Origin of the sequence: Streptomyces beijiangensis (genome assembly GCF_017315755.1) — a bacterium.
Classification (GTDB): domain Bacteria; phylum Actinomycetota; class Actinomycetes; order Streptomycetales; family Streptomycetaceae; genus Streptomyces; species Streptomyces beijiangensis.
Genome location: NZ_JAFLRJ010000189.1, coordinates 1 through 15,583 on the forward strand (window position 1 = coordinate 1; position 15,583 = coordinate 15,583).

13 protein-coding genes and 1 pseudogene are annotated in these 15,583 nt (G+C 67.7%); 8 read left to right on the top strand and 6 right to left on the bottom strand.

What is annotated here, in order from left to right; all coding sequences use genetic code 11:
- The 8 genes and pseudogenes from J0695_RS20670 to J0695_RS20705 all read left to right on the top strand — a co-directional run.
- Positions 1 to 267: pseudogene (locus J0695_RS20670) on the top strand (dehydrogenase); the annotation flags it as partial.
- Positions 268 to 324: 57 nt separating this feature from the next.
- Positions 325 to 1,299, top strand: a complete 975-nt coding sequence (locus J0695_RS20675) for a hypothetical protein (RefSeq protein ID WP_206963603.1) — start codon at positions 325 to 327, stop codon at positions 1,297 to 1,299.
- Between the two features lie 5 nt (positions 1,300 to 1,304).
- The gene (gene chvE / locus J0695_RS20680) at positions 1,305 to 2,411 is read left to right on the top strand and encodes a multiple monosaccharide ABC transporter substrate-binding protein (RefSeq protein ID WP_372445804.1); all 1,107 of its coding nucleotides are present in this window, start codon (positions 1,305 to 1,307) and stop codon (positions 2,409 to 2,411) included.
- A gap of 20 nt (positions 2,412 to 2,431) precedes the next feature.
- Positions 2,432 to 3,952, top strand: coding sequence for a multiple monosaccharide ABC transporter ATP-binding protein (mmsA, locus tag J0695_RS20685; protein ID WP_206963625.1), 1,521 nt, complete (start codon positions 2,432 to 2,434; stop codon positions 3,950 to 3,952).
- Positions 3,953 to 3,957: 5 nt separating this feature from the next.
- Positions 3,958 to 5,193, top strand: a complete 1,236-nt coding sequence (mmsB, locus tag J0695_RS20690) for a multiple monosaccharide ABC transporter permease (protein WP_206963605.1) — start codon at positions 3,958 to 3,960, stop codon at positions 5,191 to 5,193.
- Positions 5,194 to 5,219: 26 nt separating this feature from the next.
- The gene (locus J0695_RS20695; protein ID WP_206963606.1) at positions 5,220 to 6,383 is read left to right on the top strand and encodes an aldose epimerase family protein; all 1,164 of its coding nucleotides are present in this window, start codon (positions 5,220 to 5,222) and stop codon (positions 6,381 to 6,383) included.
- A gap of 123 nt (positions 6,384 to 6,506) precedes the next feature.
- The gene (locus J0695_RS20700) at positions 6,507 to 7,142 is read left to right on the top strand and encodes an HAD family hydrolase (RefSeq protein WP_206963626.1); all 636 of its coding nucleotides are present in this window, start codon (positions 6,507 to 6,509) and stop codon (positions 7,140 to 7,142) included.
- Positions 7,143 to 7,228: 86 nt separating this feature from the next.
- Positions 7,229 to 8,395 carry a serine hydrolase domain-containing protein gene (locus J0695_RS20705; protein ID WP_206963607.1) on the top strand — a complete coding sequence of 389 codons (1,167 nt, stop codon included), beginning with the start codon at positions 7,229 to 7,231 and terminating at the stop codon, positions 8,393 to 8,395.
- A gap of 1 nt (position 8,396) precedes the next feature.
- Here J0695_RS20705 and J0695_RS20710 read toward each other — a convergent pair whose 3' ends face one another.
- The 6 genes from J0695_RS20710 to J0695_RS20735 all read right to left on the bottom strand — a co-directional run bounded on the left by J0695_RS20710 (position 8,397) and on the right by J0695_RS20735 (position 15,425).
- A complete protein-coding gene (locus J0695_RS20710) occupies positions 8,397 to 9,365 on the bottom strand; it encodes an arabinan endo-1,5-alpha-L-arabinosidase (protein ID WP_206963608.1) in 969 nt (322 codons plus the stop codon).
- 339 nt (positions 9,366 to 9,704) lie between these two features.
- Positions 9,705 to 11,216: an arabinosylfuranosidase ArfA gene (gene arfA, locus J0695_RS20715; RefSeq protein WP_206963609.1), complete on the bottom strand. Its 1,512-nt coding sequence runs from the start codon at positions 11,214 to 11,216 to the stop codon at positions 9,705 to 9,707.
- Between the two features lie 27 nt (positions 11,217 to 11,243).
- On the bottom strand, positions 11,244 to 12,215 hold the full coding sequence (locus tag J0695_RS20720; protein WP_206963610.1) for an arabinan endo-1,5-alpha-L-arabinosidase: 972 nt from the start codon (positions 12,213 to 12,215) through the stop codon (positions 11,244 to 11,246).
- Between the two features lie 14 nt (positions 12,216 to 12,229).
- The gene (locus tag J0695_RS20725; RefSeq protein ID WP_242552962.1) at positions 12,230 to 13,132 is read right to left on the bottom strand and encodes a carbohydrate ABC transporter permease; all 903 of its coding nucleotides are present in this window, start codon (positions 13,130 to 13,132) and stop codon (positions 12,230 to 12,232) included.
- Complete coding sequence (locus J0695_RS20730) at positions 13,129 to 14,070, bottom strand: carbohydrate ABC transporter permease (RefSeq protein WP_206963611.1); 942 nt, start codon at positions 14,068 to 14,070, stop codon at positions 13,129 to 13,131. The genes J0695_RS20725 and J0695_RS20730 overlap by 4 nt, the downstream gene beginning before the upstream one ends.
- A complete protein-coding gene (locus J0695_RS20735) occupies positions 14,067 to 15,425 on the bottom strand; it encodes an extracellular solute-binding protein (protein ID WP_206963612.1) in 1,359 nt (452 codons plus the stop codon). Before J0695_RS20735 ends, J0695_RS20730 begins: the two co-directional genes overlap by 4 nt.
- Positions 15,426 to 15,583: the final 158 nt, after the last annotated feature.

Here is a 15,583-nt window from a genome sequence, read left to right on the forward strand (position 1 = left end):
CCCTGCGCGCCGGCCGCCGGGATCCCGGCGGCCGGCGCGCAGGGGCTCGACCCGACCGATCTGGTCGTACGGCAGCTGGAGGTGCAGACCGTGTTCGGCGCACCCCCGGCCGCCTGGGCGCACGCGGTACGGGTCTTCGGCGCGGGTCTGCTCGATCCCGTACCGCTGATCACCCATGAACTCGCGCTCGCCGAATTCCCGCACGCCATCGACCTGGTGGGCAGCGGCGACCCGAAGGTCGGCAAGGTCCTGCTGCATCCGGAGTGACAGCTCCATGCCCTGATACCCGAACTGCGTACGAAATTTCGAACACCGAGGAGCCACGTGACCACCCCCTCAGGAGCCCGCCGCCCCGGCGAGCAGGCCCTCACCGCGCTCGGCCTCGCCGCGCCCGCCGACAATCCCGCCGACGCCTCCCCGCACGCCTTCCCCGACGGCGGCACCTGGCGCACCGAGATCCCCTCCGTGGAGGGGCCGGAAGCGCTCGCCGTCGTACTGAAGGAGTCCTCCAGGCTCGATGTGCCGATCCACCGCATCAGCCAGGGCAGCGGCGTCTGGATGCTGACCGACGCGGAGATCACCGACATGGTGGAGGCCTGCGCCGAGCGTGACATCGAGCTCTGCCTCTTCACCGGGCCGCGCGGCACCTGGGACATCGGCGGCTCCACCCGTACGGACTCGGGCGGCGCCGGGCTGCGTGCCCGCGGCCACGACGCCCTCGCGGGGTGCATCGAGGACGCTCTGCGCGCGACGGAGCTGGGTGTGAAGTGCCTTCTCGTCGCCGACGAGGGTGTCCTCTGGTCGCTGCACCGGCTGCGCGTCCAGGGCGTGCTGCCCGCGGACACCACCTTCAAGGTCTCGGCGCTGATCGGACCGGTCAACCCGGCCGCCTACGCCGTCTACGAGCAGCTCGGCGCGGACTCCATCAACATCCCCTCCGACCTCACGCTCGCTCACTTCACGGAGATCCGCCGGGTCTCCGCCACCCCCATGGACCTCTACATCGAGGCCCCCGACGACCTCGGCGGCTATGTCCGGATGTACGAGGCCGCCGAGCTGATCCGGCGCGGCGCCCCGATCTATCTCAAGTTCGGTCTGTCGAAGTCCCCCGGGATCTACCCCTACGGCGCCCAACTGCGCGACCACACGCTCAACACCGCACGCGAGCGCGTCCGCCGCGGCCGTCTCGCCCTGGATCTGCTGGCCCGGCACGGCGCGGACGGCGGCATGTCCCCGCTCGGCTCCAGGCTGCCCGGCACCCTCCACCGTTTCCCCGTATCGACCTCCACTGAGGACTGATGACCATGCGCACGCGCAGAGCAGCACTCACCCTGATCGCCGGATCCCTCACCCTCGCTCTCGCCGCCTGCGGCCAGAGCGGCTCCGGTGGATCCAAGGAGACCAAGTCGGGCGGCAAGGGGTCCACGATCGGGATAGCCATGCCGACCAAGTCCTCCGAGCGGTGGATCGCCGACGGCAACAACATGGTCAAACAGTTCCAGGCAATGGGCTACAAGACCAACCTCCAGTACGGCGAGAACAGCGTCGACCAGCAGGTCAACCAGATCGAGAACATGATCACCAAGGGCGTCAACGTCCTGGTCATCGCGGCCATCGACGGCAAGGCACTCACCGACGTCCTGCAGCAGGCCGCCGACCAGCACATCAAGGTGATCTCCTACGACCGTCTGATCCTCGGCAGCAAGAACGTCGACTACTACGCCTCGTTCGACAACGAGAAGGTGGGCGTCCTCCAGGCCACGTACCTGGTCGACAAGCTCGGCCTCAAGTCCGGTGCCAAGAAGGGCCCGTTCAACATCGAGCTCTTCGCCGGCTCCCCCGACGACAACAACACGCGCTACTTCTTCGACGGCGCCATGAAGACGCTGAAGCCGTACATCGACAAGAAGCAGCTGGTCATCAAGAGTGGCCAGAAGGACCTCAACCAGGTCACCACCCAGGGCTGGGACGGCGGCACCGCCCAGAAGCGCATGGACAACCTGCTGACCAAGGCGTACTCCGCCGCCAATCTCGACGCGGTCCTCTCCCCGTACGACGGGATATCGATCGGCATCCTCTCCTCCCTGAAGTCCGACGGTTACGGGTCCGCCTCCAAGCCGCTGCCGGTCATCTCCGGGCAGGACGCGGAAGTCGCCTCGGTGAAGTCGATCATCGCGGGCGAGCAGACGATGACCGTCTACAAGGACACCCGCGCGCTCGCCAAGGTCACCGTGCAGATGGCGGACGCGATGCTCACGGGCAAGACGCCGGAGACCAACGACACCAAGTCGTACAACAACGGCACCAAGATCGTCCCCTCGTATCTGCTCAACCCGGTCCCCGTCGACAAGACCAACTACCAGAAGGAACTGGTCGACTCGGGCTACATCAAGGCGAGTGACCTGAAGTGACCGGAGCCCCCGTCCTGGAGATGCGCTCGATCGTCAAGACCTTCCCCGGGGTCAAGGCGCTCTCCGATGTGACACTGACTGTCGCCGCCGGGGAGGTCCACGCGATCTGCGGGGAGAACGGCGCAGGCAAGTCGACCCTGATGAAGGTCCTCAGCGGGGTTCATCCGCACGGGAGTTATGACGGCGAGATCCGTTTCCAGGGCGAGGGCTGCTCGTTCAAGGACATCCGGGCGAGCGAGGCACGCGGGATCGTCATCATCCATCAGGAGCTGGCGCTCGTCCCGTACCTCTCGATCGCCGAGAACATCTTCCTCGGCAACGAGCACGCGGCCCGGGGCATCATCAGCTGGAACGAGACGCTCAAGCACGCCTCGAGGCTGCTGAAGCGGGTCGGGCTGAAGGAGCACCCGCAGACCCGGGTTGCGGACATCGGGGTCGGCAAGCAGCAGCTCGTGGAGATCGCCAAGGCTCTCTCCAAGAAGGTCAAACTGCTGATCCTCGACGAGCCGACGGCTGCCCTGAATGACGAGGACAGTGCCCAACTCCTGCGACTCATACTGGAGTTGAAGGAGCAGGGCATCACCTCGATCATCATCTCCCACAAGCTCAACGAGATCTCGGCGGTCGCCGACTCCGTCACGGTCCTGCGCGACGGCAGGACCATCGAGACCCTCGATGTGCGCTCGGAGGAGACGACCGAGGACCGGATCATCAGCTCCATGGTGGGCCGCGACCTCGACCACCGCTTCCCCGACCGGACGCCGTACGACGGGACCGCGGACACCCATCCGGCGCTCGAAGTCCGCGACTGGACCGTCCACCACCCCATCGACCAGCAGCGCAAGGTCGTCGACAACGTCTCGGTGCATGTGCGTCGCGGCGAGATCGTCGGCATCGCGGGGCTGATGGGGGCGGGCCGCACCGAGCTCGCGATGAGCGTCTTCGGGCGGAGTTACGGCCGCAACATCAGCGGCACGGTCTTCAAGGACGGCAAGCAGATCCGTACGAAGACCGTCCCCGAGGCGGTCGGTCATGGGATCGCGTACGTCACCGAGGACCGCAAGCAGTACGGCCTCAACCTCATCGACACCATCAGCCGCAACATCACCCTGAGCGCCCTGCCCAAGGTGACGAAGCGCGGGGTGGTCGACGAGCACGAGGAGACCCGGGTCGCCGAGTCGTTCCGTAAAACCATGAACATCAAGACCCCGACCGTCTTCGAGCAGGTCGGGCGGCTCTCCGGCGGCAACCAGCAGAAGGTCGTCCTCTCCAAGTGGATCTTCGCGGGCCCCGATGTCCTGATCCTGGACGAACCGACCCGCGGCATCGACGTCGGCGCCAAGTACGAGATCTACACCGTCATCGACCAACTGGCAGCCGAAGGCAAAGCCGTCGTCTTCATCTCCTCCGAACTCCCCGAACTGCTCGGCATGTGCGACCGCATCTACACGATGGCGGCCGGCCGGCTCACCGGTGAGATCTCCAGAGCCGAAGCGACACAAGAAGTTCTGATGCGCCACATGACCATGGACAAGAGGTAGCCGACATGGGCCCCGTTCCCACCGACATCAAGAAGAGCGCTCCGCCGGCGCCCCGCTCCACCGGACCCACCGCCGGGGCCCTGCTCCTGGAATCGGCGCGCCGCAATATGCGCCAGTACGGGATGCTGATCGCACTCGGCCTGATCGTCGTCCTGTTCCAGATATGGACCGACGGCGTTCTGCTCAAGCCGAACAACGTCACCAACCTGGTCCTCCAGAACAGCTACATCCTGGTCCTGGCCATCGGCATGATGATCGTCATCATCGCGGGCCACATCGACCTCTCGGTCGGCTCGCTGGCGGCCTTCGTGTCGGCCGCGTGCGCGGTGATGATGGTCGAACATAAGGTCCCCTGGGTCCTGGCCCTGGTCATCGGGCTGGTGATCGGCGCGGTGGCGGGCGCCTGGCAGGGCTTCTGGATCGCGTACGTGGGAATTCCATCCTTCATCGTGACCCTCGCTGGAATGCTGATCTTCCGCGGCGCCACGCAGATCATGCTCGGCTCGCGTTCGCTCGGCCCCTTCCCCGAGGGCTTCCAGAAGATCTCCACCGGCTATCTGCCCTCGGTCGGCCCGAACACCAACTACCACAACCTGACCGTGCTGATGGGTCTGGTCCTGATCGCGGTGGTCGTGGTCCAGGAGCTCCGCTCGCGCCGCCGCGAGCAGGAGTACGAACTCGACGTCCTGCCGAAGGGGATCTTCATCACCAAGCTGGTGGCGATGATCGCGGCTGTCCTCGCCTTCACGATGACCCTCGCCAGCTACCGGGGCGTCCCCGTGGTGCTGCTCATCCTGGCCGCCCTGCTCATCGGACTCGGCTTCGTGATGCGCAACGCGATCGTCGGACGCCACGTCTACGCGCTCGGCGGCAACCAGGCCGCGGCCAAGCTCTCCGGCGTCAAGGACAAGCGCGTCACCTTCCTGGTCTTCGTGAACATGGGCGTCCTCGCGGCCCTGGCGGGCATCGTCTTCGCCGCACGCCTCAACGCGGGCACCCCCAACGCCGGTGTGAACTTCGAACTCGAAGCGATCGCCGCCTCGTTCATCGGCGGCGCCTCGATGAGCGGTGGAGTCGGCACGGTATTCGGCGCGATCATCGGCGGTCTGGTCCTGGGCGTGCTCAACAACGGCATGTCCCTCGTGGGCATCGGCACCGACTACCAGCAGGTCATCAAGGGGCTCGTGCTCCTCGCTGCGGTCGGCTTCGACGTCTACAACAAGCGCAAGGTCGGTTCGTAACGTAACTCCCCTCTCAGGAGCCGCACATGAACACCAGCAGACGCGCAGTAATAGCAGCGACGGCGGCCGCAGGGCTGGCCGCCACCACGCTCGGCACGACGACGCAGGCGCAGGCCGCTTCGCGCCCGTCACGCACCCCGTCGAAGGAGTACTTCGGCAGCCTGGACGACGGCACGAAGGTGTACGTCTGGACCATCGCCAACGGAGGCACCCGCCTCCAGGTCCTCTCGTACGGCGGAATCATCCACCGTCTGGAGCTCCCGGACCGCAGGGGCCGCTCCACGAACGTCGCGCTCGGCTTCGACAACCTCGCGGACTACGTGGCGAAGTCCCCGTTCTTCGGCGGCCTGATCGGCCGGTTCGGGAACAGGATCGCGGCGGGCAAGTTCACGCTGGACGGGAAGACCTACCAACTCCCCCTGAACGACGGCGTGAACACCCTGCACGGCGGCACGAAGGGCTTCGACAAGCAGCTCTGGAACGTGGCCCCGTACACGAAGGGCTCCGACGCCGGACTGATCCTGACGCGCACTTCGCCCGACGGCGAGATGGGCTACCCGGGGAACCTCAAGGTCAAGGTCGTCTACACCCTCACGGCGCGCGGCGAATGGCGCATCGACTACGAGGCGACGACGGACAAGCCCACGGTCGTCAACCTCACCAACCACACCTATTTCAACCTCGCCGGTGAGGGCTCGGGCTCGATCTACGACCACACCCTGGAACTGGCCGCCTCGCGCTACACCCCGGTCGACTCGACCCTGATCCCCACGGGCGAACTGGCCAAGGTGGCAGGAACGCCCTTCGACTTCCGCCGTACGAAGACGGTCGGCGCGGACATCCGCAAGGCGAACCAGCAGCTCCTGTACGGCAAGGGCATCGACCACAACTGGGCCCTGGACAAGGGCATCACGGCCGAGCCCGAGTACGCGCTCACGCTCACCGACCCGTCTTCGGGCCGCGTCATGAAGATCCACACCACGGAGCCCGGCCTGCAGTTCTACTCGGGCAACTTCCTGGACGGCACCCTGGTCGGCACCTCCGGCCACATCTACCGCCAGGGTGACGCCCTGTGCCTGGAGACCCAGCACTTCCCGGACTCCCCGAACCAGCCGTCGTTCCCTTCGACGGTGCTTCGCCCGGGCCAGACCTACCGCACGACGACGCTCCACACCTTCTCGACCCGCTGACACCCTCAGCCGCTGTGCGCCCCCGCGGGTTCTGACCCTGTGCGGGCGCACAGCCACGTCTGGACCCTCTGGATGGACGTGGGGCATCCTTGGCCGGTGCACTCACCCGGTCACCTCGGCGCCGTGTTCTTCGATGTCGACGGCACCCTCGTCCCGGGTACCAGTTCGTCGGCCTTCCTGGCCCACTTCCTCGGCCACCACGACGAGTTGGCGAGAGCCGAGGCCGGCTACGCCTCCGGCGTGCTGAACAATCACCACGTCGCCGAGCTGGACGCGGCGGGCTGGGCAGGCGTGCCCGTGGAGCGGATCGACGGCAGGCTCGACGCCCTTCCGCTGGTCCCGGGCATCCCGGAAACCGTGGCCTGGTGCCGGCTGAACGGGCTGGTGCCCGTACTGGCCACTCTGGCGTGGTCCCCCGTCGGCAGTTATCTGGCCGGCCGCTTCGGCTTCCACTCGTACTGCGGGCCTCGTCCGGAGATCGCCGACGGCCGGTTCACGGGACGCGTGGCGCAGCACTTCGACGAGTACGACAAGCGCGACTTCGCCCTTGCGCAGGCACGCGAACTGGGGCTGGCCCCCCACTCGTGTGCGGCCGTCGGCGACAGCCGTTCCGATCTGCCCCTGTTCGCGAAGGTCGGGCTGAGCGTGGCGTTCAATTCCTCGGCGGACGCACGGGCAGCGGCGACAGTCGCGGTGGACGACCACGACCTGCGGAGCGTGCTCGGAGTCCTGGGCCGGCTGGTCGCCACCACGCGCTGAGGGAGCGGCTCCGGCCAGGAATATCCCGGGCCTCCCGTGCGCTGGATCGGGCACTGTAGATGATTGCCATGGGGAGGGCACCGCACATGCCAGAGAACAAGAACGCCACCGTCCACGGCACTGTCGCAGAGGGATTCGAGGGCGTACGGGAGGAGTTCGGCGCGTTCGTCGCCGGGGAGGCCGACGATCCCGGTGCACAGCTCGCCGCGTATCACCACGGCCGGCTGGTGGTGGATCTCTGGAATGGGGACAGCGTCACCGGGGACTCCCTCACCGGCGTCTACTCCGCCACCAAGGGGGCAGCTCACCTCGTCGTGGCGCTTCTCGTGCAGGACGGTGTACTGGAGCTGGACAAGGAAGTGGCCTTCTACTGGCCTGAGTTCGCCGCCGAGGGCAAGGGATCGGTCACGCTCCGGGACCTGCTCGCCCACCGTTCGGGGGCCGTTGGCGCCGACGACGGGTTCAGTCCGGAGGAGTACGCCGACGACCGGCTGCTCGCCGCCCGGCTCGCGGGCCAGCGGCCGTTCTGGCGGCCGGGGGCCGGTTTCGGGTATCACGCGCTGGTGATCGGCGCGCTGACCGGTGAGGTCGTACGGCGGGTCACCGGGCAGTCCATCCAGGAGATCTTCGAGGAGCGCATACGGGCGCCGTACGCGCTTGATCTCCACCTCGGGCTGCCCGAGGAGCTGGAGGCCCGCTACCGGCCGGTCCTTCCCATGCTTCCGACCGAGGCACAGCAGGCCGAGCTCGCGGCCAATGCGTCGTCCCCGCAGAGCCTGGTCGGCATCTCCTTCGGCTCCAACGGCAAGGAGCCTCTCGACCTGGTCGACTTCATCAACACCCGTGCCGTACGGGCCAAGGGCCAGGCCTCGGCCGGCGGCGTCGGCAACGCCCGCGGGCTCGCCGGTATGTACGCGGCGGTCATCGGTGGGGTCGACGGCGTCGGGACGGCGCTGCTCGATCCCGGTACGTACTCCGAGTTCTCCCGGATCCACTCCGTGGGGCGTGACCTGGTGACCGGCGGGGAGGACAACACCTTCGGGCTCGGCTTCCAGGCCCTGGGGCAGAGCTACCGCCCGCTCGGGGCGGACGCCATCGGACACAGCGGTGCGGCGGGCGCCCTCGCCCTCGCCGACCCGCGCAACGGCGTCTCATACGCCTACACGCGCCGTCGGTTCGCCTTCCCCGGTGGCGCGGCGCCGGAGAACGAGCGGCTGATCGCCGCTGTCCTCCGGGCCGCGGTCGCGGTGTAGTTCAGTACGCGACCGGCCAGCCGGTGCTCCAGTTCAGCAGGTTGATGCCGAGCTTCGGAGTGCCGCTGTCCGCGCCGTCGTAGTAGTGGTAGACGATCAGGTCGCCGTCGGAGTCGGCCATGATCGACTGGCCGCCCGGGCCGATGTAGTTGCCGTGGGTGGCCAGGACGACCGTGCCGCCGTTGCTGAGCATCGCGGTGCCGCTCGCGTCGGCGTAGGGGCCGGTGACACTGGTGGCGCGGCCGACCTTGACCTTGTACGTCGAGCTGGTGCCCGCGCAGCACACGTCGTACGAGGCGAAGAGGTAGTAGTAGCCGTTGCGCTTGACGATGTACGGCGCCTCGACGGCCTTGGTGCCCGTGGGGCGGGAGGCCAGTGAATAGCGCGTCGTGTTCGAGGCGAGCTGTTTGCCGGTGGACGGGTCGATCCGGATCATCTTGATCCCCGTCCACCAGGAGCCGAAGGACAGCCACCAGGAGCCGTCGTCGTCCACGAAGAGGTTCGGGTCGATGGCGTTGTAGTCGCTGGCGGACGTGGAGGTGTAGACGGATCCGTAGTCCGTCCAGGAGCCGGGCAGACCGGTCGTCGAGCCGGCCAGACCGATCGCCGAGGTGTTGGAGCCGAAGGCCGAAACGGCGTAGTACATCAGGTACTTGCCGCCGTGGTACGAGATGTCGGGCGCCCATGCCTCGGTGGCGTACGAGGACCACCAGCCCGGCTTCGTGGCGAAGGCATCGCTGCCCGCGGTGAAGGCGGTCCGGTCCGTGGAGCTCTTGGAGGCGAGTCCTCCGCCGGTGGCGTAGAGCAGGTACTTGCCTGCGGAGGTCTTGACCATCGTCGGGTCGTGGACGACGACGTCGCCGGTGACCGTGCCCGGGTTGGGGTAGGCGGAGGCGGTACCGGGGACCAGGGCGAGCAGGACGGCGGCGAGCAGCGGGGCGAGCACGGCTCTGCGGGAGGTGCGGCTCACAGAGGGCTCCCTTCGGGGGGAAGTTGTTCGGGATGCCGGACAGTGATCGCGGCTTCGGACGGAACGTAGGGTCGAAGCGCTTGCGCGTCAACGGGTTGGACAGACTTTGACGGTCCGTCAATTTGCCTTGTGCGGGCGGTAATTGGGGTTCACCTCCGCCTCGCGCGTCACCTGCGTCACACCACGCATTTCCCCTGCCGCCCGACTCCGCCCAGGGCAACTTCCTGTACGTACACCTCCACGCGCTGAGCACGGTGCTGTACGGCGGCCCCCCGGTTCACCACGCGGGCGGCGGCGACGGCGAGCCGACCCCGTCCACCGCCGCCCGCGCGCGGCCCGTCACGCCAGGCGGATGACGTTCCACGACAGCGGCTCCAGCGTGGCGCGCAGGATGCCGTCCTCCAGCTCCGTCCCCCCGGCAGCGTGCGGAGCGATCCGCTCCGGCTCGGCCAGGGTGTTGCGGGCCTCGGGGTCGGCGTCCGCGAGGACGCTGTGCTCGGCGACCTGTGTCAAGTCCAGCCCGTTCAAGGCCACTTCGAGCGGGAGCGCCTCGGTCTGGCTGCGGTTCACGGCGAACACCGTGACCGTGCCGTCCTCGGCCCGCACCGCCGTCGCGTGGAGCAGATCGGTCTTGCCGTACTTCGCCGTCTCGTACGTCGGCGAGTCCACCCGTACGTCGAGGACCTGCCCGCGCCCGTACTTCGCCGCCTGCGCGAACGGGAAGAACGTCGTCTGCTTCCACGCCGGACCGCCCGGCTCCGTCATGATCGGCGCGATGACGTTGACCAGCTGGGCCAGGCAGGCGACGGTCACCCGGTCCGCGTGCCGGAGCAGGGCGATCAGCAGCGAGCCGAAGACGATCGCGTCCGTCAGGCTGTAGTTGTCCTCCAGCAGGCGGGGCGCCTCCGGCCAGTCCAGGGCGCTGACCTCGGACTCCGTACGGCTCATGTACCAGACGTTCCACTCGTCGAAGGAGAGGTTGATCCTCTTCTTCGACTTGAGGCGGGCGCCCACGTGGTCGCACGTCGCGACCACGTTGTCGATGAAGGACTCCATGTCGACGGCGGAGGCGAGGAAGGAGTCGCGGTCGCCGTCGTGCTCCTCGTAGTAGGCGTGCAGCGAGATGTAGTCGACGAGGTCGTACGTCTCGGCGAGGACCGTGGCCTCCCACTCCGCGAAGGTGTCCATCGACTGGCCGGACGAACCGCACGCGACGAGCTCCACCGACGGGTCGATCTGGCGCATCGCGCGGGCGGTCTCGGCGGCGAGGCGGCCGTACTCCTCGGCGGTCTTGTGGCCGGTCTGCCAGGGGCCGTCCATCTCGTTGCCCAGGCACCACATCTTGATGCCGAAGGGGTTCTTGTCGCCGTGGGATATGCGGCGCTCGGAGAGCTCGGTGCCGGCCGGGTGGTTGGCGTACTCCTGCAGTTCGAGCGCTTCGGCGACGCCGCGTGTCCCGAGGTTGACCGCCATCATCGGCTCGGCCTGCGGGCCGATCTTCTTCAGGAAGGCGATGTACTCGGAGAGGCCGAAACGGTTCGTCTCCGTGGAGCGCCAGGCGAGGTCGAGACGGCGCGGGCGGTCCTCGGCGGGGCCGACGGAGTCCTCCCACTTGTAGCCGGAAACGAAGTTGCCGCCGGGGTAGCGGATCGCGGTGACGCCGAGTTCACGGATCAGGGCGAGGACGTCGGTGCGCAGTCCCGCCTCGTCGGCCGCGGGGTGTCCCGGCTCGTGGATGCCGTCGTAGACGCAGCGGCCGAGGTGTTCGACAAAGGAGCCGAAGAGGCGCGGATCGACGGCGCCCACGGCGAAGGCGGGGTCGAGGGTGAAGCGGGAGGTGCGGAGGGACATGGCTTCCTTTCAGGAGGACAGTGGTGGTCAGGACACCGTGGGCCAGCCGCCGCGCCATTGCAGCGTGTTGAGGCCCAGCTTGGGTGTGCCGCTGTCGTCGCCGTCGTAGTAGTGGTACGCGAGGACGTCGTGGCCGTGGTCACGGAAGACGGACTCGCCGCCGGTGCCGATGTACCGGCCGTGCCCGGCCAGGAGCAGATCACCGCCGCCGTCGAGCATGGGGGACCCGGTCGAGTCGACGTACGGGCCTGTGACGGAGGTCGAGCGGCCTACCTTGATCTTGTACGTGGAGTTCACGCCCGCGCAGCACGCGTCGTAGGAGGCGAACAGGTAGAAGTAGTGCCCATGCTGGACGACAGCCGGGCCCTCCACCGCGTACGGCAGGTCGGGGCGCGTCGCGAGATGGCGGACCGTCGGGTGCGACGGGTCGGCCTTTCCCGTACGGCGGTCGAGCCTGACCATGCGGATGCCGGACCAGTACGAACCGAAGGCCATCCAGAGGTGGCCGGGGGCCTGGACGATGCCGGGGTCGATGGCGTTCCAGGTGTCGGTCGTCTCGGAGGTGAAGACCTTGCCGCGGTCGGTCCAGCTGCCGGGCATGCCGGTGCGGGAGGTGGCGACGCCGATCGCGGAGTGGTTGGTGCCCCAGGAGGAGACGGCGTAGTAGAGCCAGTACTGGCCGTCGCGGTAGGAGATGTCGGGCGCCCAGGGGTCGCCGGTGGAGTTGTACTCGTACCACCAGGAGGGCGGGGTGGCGAAGGCGTTCCCCGCGTCGTCCCAGTGGTGGAGGTCGGTCGAGAGCCGGGCTCCGATCACGCCGCCGGTCGAGTACGCGACGTACTGGCCGTTCTTGAGATGGATGACCGTGGGGTCGTGGATGATCTCCTGGCCGGTGAGGGGCAGGGGGTCGGGGTAGGTCGCGGCGCTGCTCGCGGTGGCCGGGAGCAGCGCGAGCAGCACGGCCGCGAAGACGGCCGCGGCTCTTGTACGCAAGGACATCCGGAGCCTCCCGCTCACTGTCCGGCCAGGCCCGTGTGGGCCACGCCGGCGACGATCTGACGCTGGAAGAAGACGAAGACGATGATGAGCGGCAGGCCCGCCATCAGGCCGCCGGCCATCAGCTGCGCCCACTGGATGCCATAGGAGTTCATGACGGTCGCGATGCCGTTCGGCATGGTCATCAGGTCGGGGTTGTTGGTGACCATGTACGGCCACAGGAAGTTGTTCCACGAGCTGATGAAGGTGAAGATGCCGACGGCAGCGAGCGAGGGGCGCGACAGCGGCAGGATGATGGTGAAGAACACCCGCCAGCGGCCCGCGCCGTCGATGAACGCGGCCTCCTCCAGCTCCTTCGGGATGCCCTGGAAGAACTTGTAGAGGATGTAGACCATCGCTGCGGGCGCGCACTGCGGCAGGATCATGCCCCAGTAGGTGTCGACCATCCCCATCTGCTGCACGGTGGTGAAGAGGGGGACGCCGAGCACGGCCGGGGAGACCATCAGGCCCGCCATCACGACGCCCATCAGGACGCCCTTGCCGCGGAATTCCGTACGGGCGAAACCGTATCCGGCGAGAGCGGCGACCGAGAGCACGATGGCCGTCACCAGGACCGACACCACAAGGGAGTTGACGAACCAGTTGGAGACATTGCCGGTCTCCCAGAGCGCCTTCCACGCCTGGACCGTCCAGACCTTGGGCAGCCAGTGCGGCGGGATCTCGGCGGCCTCGGTCTCGGACTTGAGCGAGGTGAGCACAGCCGCGGCGATCGGCGCCACGAAGACGGCGGAGACGGCGACGCCGAGCAGCGTGAGGACGATCTGGCTGGGCGTCCAGGGCCTGCGGGCCTTACGTGTCTTGAGTGTCTTGAGTGTCTTGGGTGTCTTGAGGGCCGGGGTGGTGGTCGTGGCGGTGGTCATCGGCCGCCCTCCTCACGGTTGCGCAGCAGCACCATCCGTCCGAGGGCGACGGCCGCGATGATCACGAAGAAGATGATGGACATCGCGGAGGCATAGCCCACGCGGTAGCTGGTGAAGCCCTGTTCAAGGGTGTACTGGACGAACGCGCGGGTGCTGAGCTCGGGCCCTGGCCCGAAGTCCATCATCGCCACGGCCTGGTCGAAGAGCTGGAGCGAGGCGAGGGCCTGGAGGGCGAACACCAGGCCGGTGATGTGGCGCAGCATCGGCAGCGTGATGTGGACCATCCGCTGCCAGGCGTTCGCACCGTCCAGTTTCGCGGCCTCGTAGAGGTGGGCGGGGATGCCCTGGAGCGCGGCGAGGTAGAGGATGAACGAGAAGCCGACCGTCCACCACAGCGTCTCGATGACGATGGCGGTCATCGCGTACGACTTGTCGGTCAGCCAGGGCGTGGTGAGCCCGAAGGTCTCGTTGAACAGGCCGATCCCCTGGGTGAGCAGCCATTGCCACATATTGGCCGCGACCGTGGACGGCAGCAGGAACGGGGCGAAGAAGCACAGCCGCCACAGCCATTTGGCGCGCTCGATGTGGTGGGCGAGCATCGCGAGCAGGAAGGCCAGGACGGTGATGCACGGCACGACGAGCAGCGTGAAGTACGCACTGTGGCCCAGCGCGTCCCACATCGCCTGGTCGCCCAGCGCCTCGCGGTAGTTGTCGAGGCCGATGAAACTGGCCCCGTCGCCGGAGATGTTGGCGTCCGTGAAGCTGAGGTAGATGCCGCGCACCAGCGGCCAGATCACGAACATCCCGAACAGCAGCAGGAACGGGGCGATGAACCAGCCCCCGTGCTGGAAGCCCTGCTTGCGGCGTACGGTCGCACCGCTCGCCGCTGCCTTCGCCCGCACCGGGGCGATGACGGTCTCAGCACTGGTCGTCGTCATGCGACGGCACCTCCCTGCGCGGCGGTCGTGCCGTCCATCGGGTTCTTCGAGGCGAGGAGCTTGGCGAGCTCCTTCTTCATGCGCTGAGCGACGGAGGCCGGCTTGGCGGAGCCCATCGTCGAGGAGACGACCATCGGGCCGAGGTCCTGGGCGAGGACGCCGGTGGAGCCCGCGAACCACACCTTCGGCTCGGTGGCCTGGTGGTCCATGGCGCTCGCGTACTCGTTCTGCGGGGTGAGCTTCTTGTACGCGGCCGTGGACAGCGTCGGTGTGTACGCGGGGATGTGGCCGCCGGCCGCCCACTGCTGGGCGTGCTGGACGATGTACGCGGCCAGCTGGTGCGCGGCCTCGTTGGTGGCGCCGCCGCGGTTCGCCTGGTGCGGCAGGACGAACGAGTGCGACTCGGCGTGCGTGGCCGGCTTGCCGAAGACGGGCGGCAGCGGGGTCGCGCCGTAATCCAGCTTCGCGCCGGAGAAGACGGGCACCGACCAGTTGCCCTCCCAGGTGAAGGGGGCGCCGTTGATGAACTGCTCGCCGGTCGGCGCGCCCGGGATGACGTATCCGTCGGTGACGTGCTGCCGGAAAAACTCCAGGACCTGGGTGGCCTTGTCGGCGTCGAAGAGGACCTCTGTGTTGGCGGGGGTGTCGTCGTTGAACCACTGGCCGCCGAGCTGGGTGTAGAAGGCGACGAAGAACCACCACTGGAAGTTCTGGTCATTGGTCCACAGGCCGATGGTCTGCAGGCCCTTCTTCTGGACCTTCCTGGCCTTCTTCAGAACGTCGAACCACTGGTCGGTGGAGGTGACCTGGATCATCCGTCCGTCGTCGCCGAGCAGGTCGGCCTTCTTCAGCACGTCCTTGCGGTAGAAGCAGAGCTGTACGTGGATGTCGAGCGGCAGCGCGTAGAGCTTGCCGTCGATGACACCGCGGTTCCACAGCACCGGGTTGTAATCCGCCTTGCGGACGCCGTACTTGGCGAGGAGTGCCTCGTCCCACGGGTCGAGGAGCCGGCCCGGCGAGAAGCCCGCGACCCGGCCCAGGTGCATCACGCCGAGCTCGGGGGCGCGGTCGCCCGCTGCCGCCATGGCGAGCTTCGTATAGAAGGGGTTGCCCCATTGGAGCGTGGAGTCCTTGACCGCGATGCCCGGGTGCTCCGCGCGGAAGGCGTCCAGCATCGCGATCATGTTGGCGCCGTCGCCGCCGCTGAAGAGGTTCCAGTAGCGGACGCGGACATCCGCGCCGGAGGCGAGCGCGTCGGCGCCCGTGCCCAGCGTCGCGAACCCGAGACTGCCGGCGACTGCGGCCCCGCCGAGACCGGCCAGTACCTGCCGGCGGTTCAGGGGAGGTATTCCCATGCCCACCCTCACTGTTCCGTGTTCGAAATTTCGAATGATGGCCGTAACTTCGAACGGAACGTAAGGTCGAAGCGCTTCCGCGTCAATGGGTCGCGCAGATACGCGCAGATATTCGTCCCGCCCGTTGACCGGCGGGGCCACCAGCCTCTACCGTCACG

Coding starts and splice junctions, on each gene's coding strand:
- chvE (WP_372445804.1), top strand. CDS start 1,305: ATGCGCACGCGCAGAGCAGCACTCACCCTGATCGCCGGATCCCTCACC.
- mmsA (WP_206963625.1), top strand. CDS start 2,432: ATGCGCTCGATCGTCAAGACCTTCCCCGGGGTCAAGGCGCTCTCCGAT.
- mmsB (WP_206963605.1), top strand. CDS start 3,958: ATGGGCCCCGTTCCCACCGACATCAAGAAGAGCGCTCCGCCGGCGCCC.
- J0695_RS20695 (WP_206963606.1), top strand. CDS start 5,220: ATGAACACCAGCAGACGCGCAGTAATAGCAGCGACGGCGGCCGCAGGG.
- J0695_RS20705 (WP_206963607.1), top strand. CDS start 7,229: ATGCCAGAGAACAAGAACGCCACCGTCCACGGCACTGTCGCAGAGGGA.
- arfA (WP_206963609.1), bottom strand. CDS start 11,216: ATGTCCCTCCGCACCTCCCGCTTCACCCTCGACCCCGCCTTCGCCGTG.
- J0695_RS20720 (WP_206963610.1), bottom strand. CDS start 12,215: ATGTCCTTGCGTACAAGAGCCGCGGCCGTCTTCGCGGCCGTGCTGCTC.
- J0695_RS20725 (WP_242552962.1), bottom strand. CDS start 13,132: ATGACCACCGCCACGACCACCACCCCGGCCCTCAAGACACCCAAGACA.
- J0695_RS20730 (WP_206963611.1), bottom strand. CDS start 14,070: ATGACGACGACCAGTGCTGAGACCGTCATCGCCCCGGTGCGGGCGAAG.
- J0695_RS20735 (WP_206963612.1), bottom strand. CDS start 15,425: ATGGGAATACCTCCCCTGAACCGCCGGCAGGTACTGGCCGGTCTCGGC.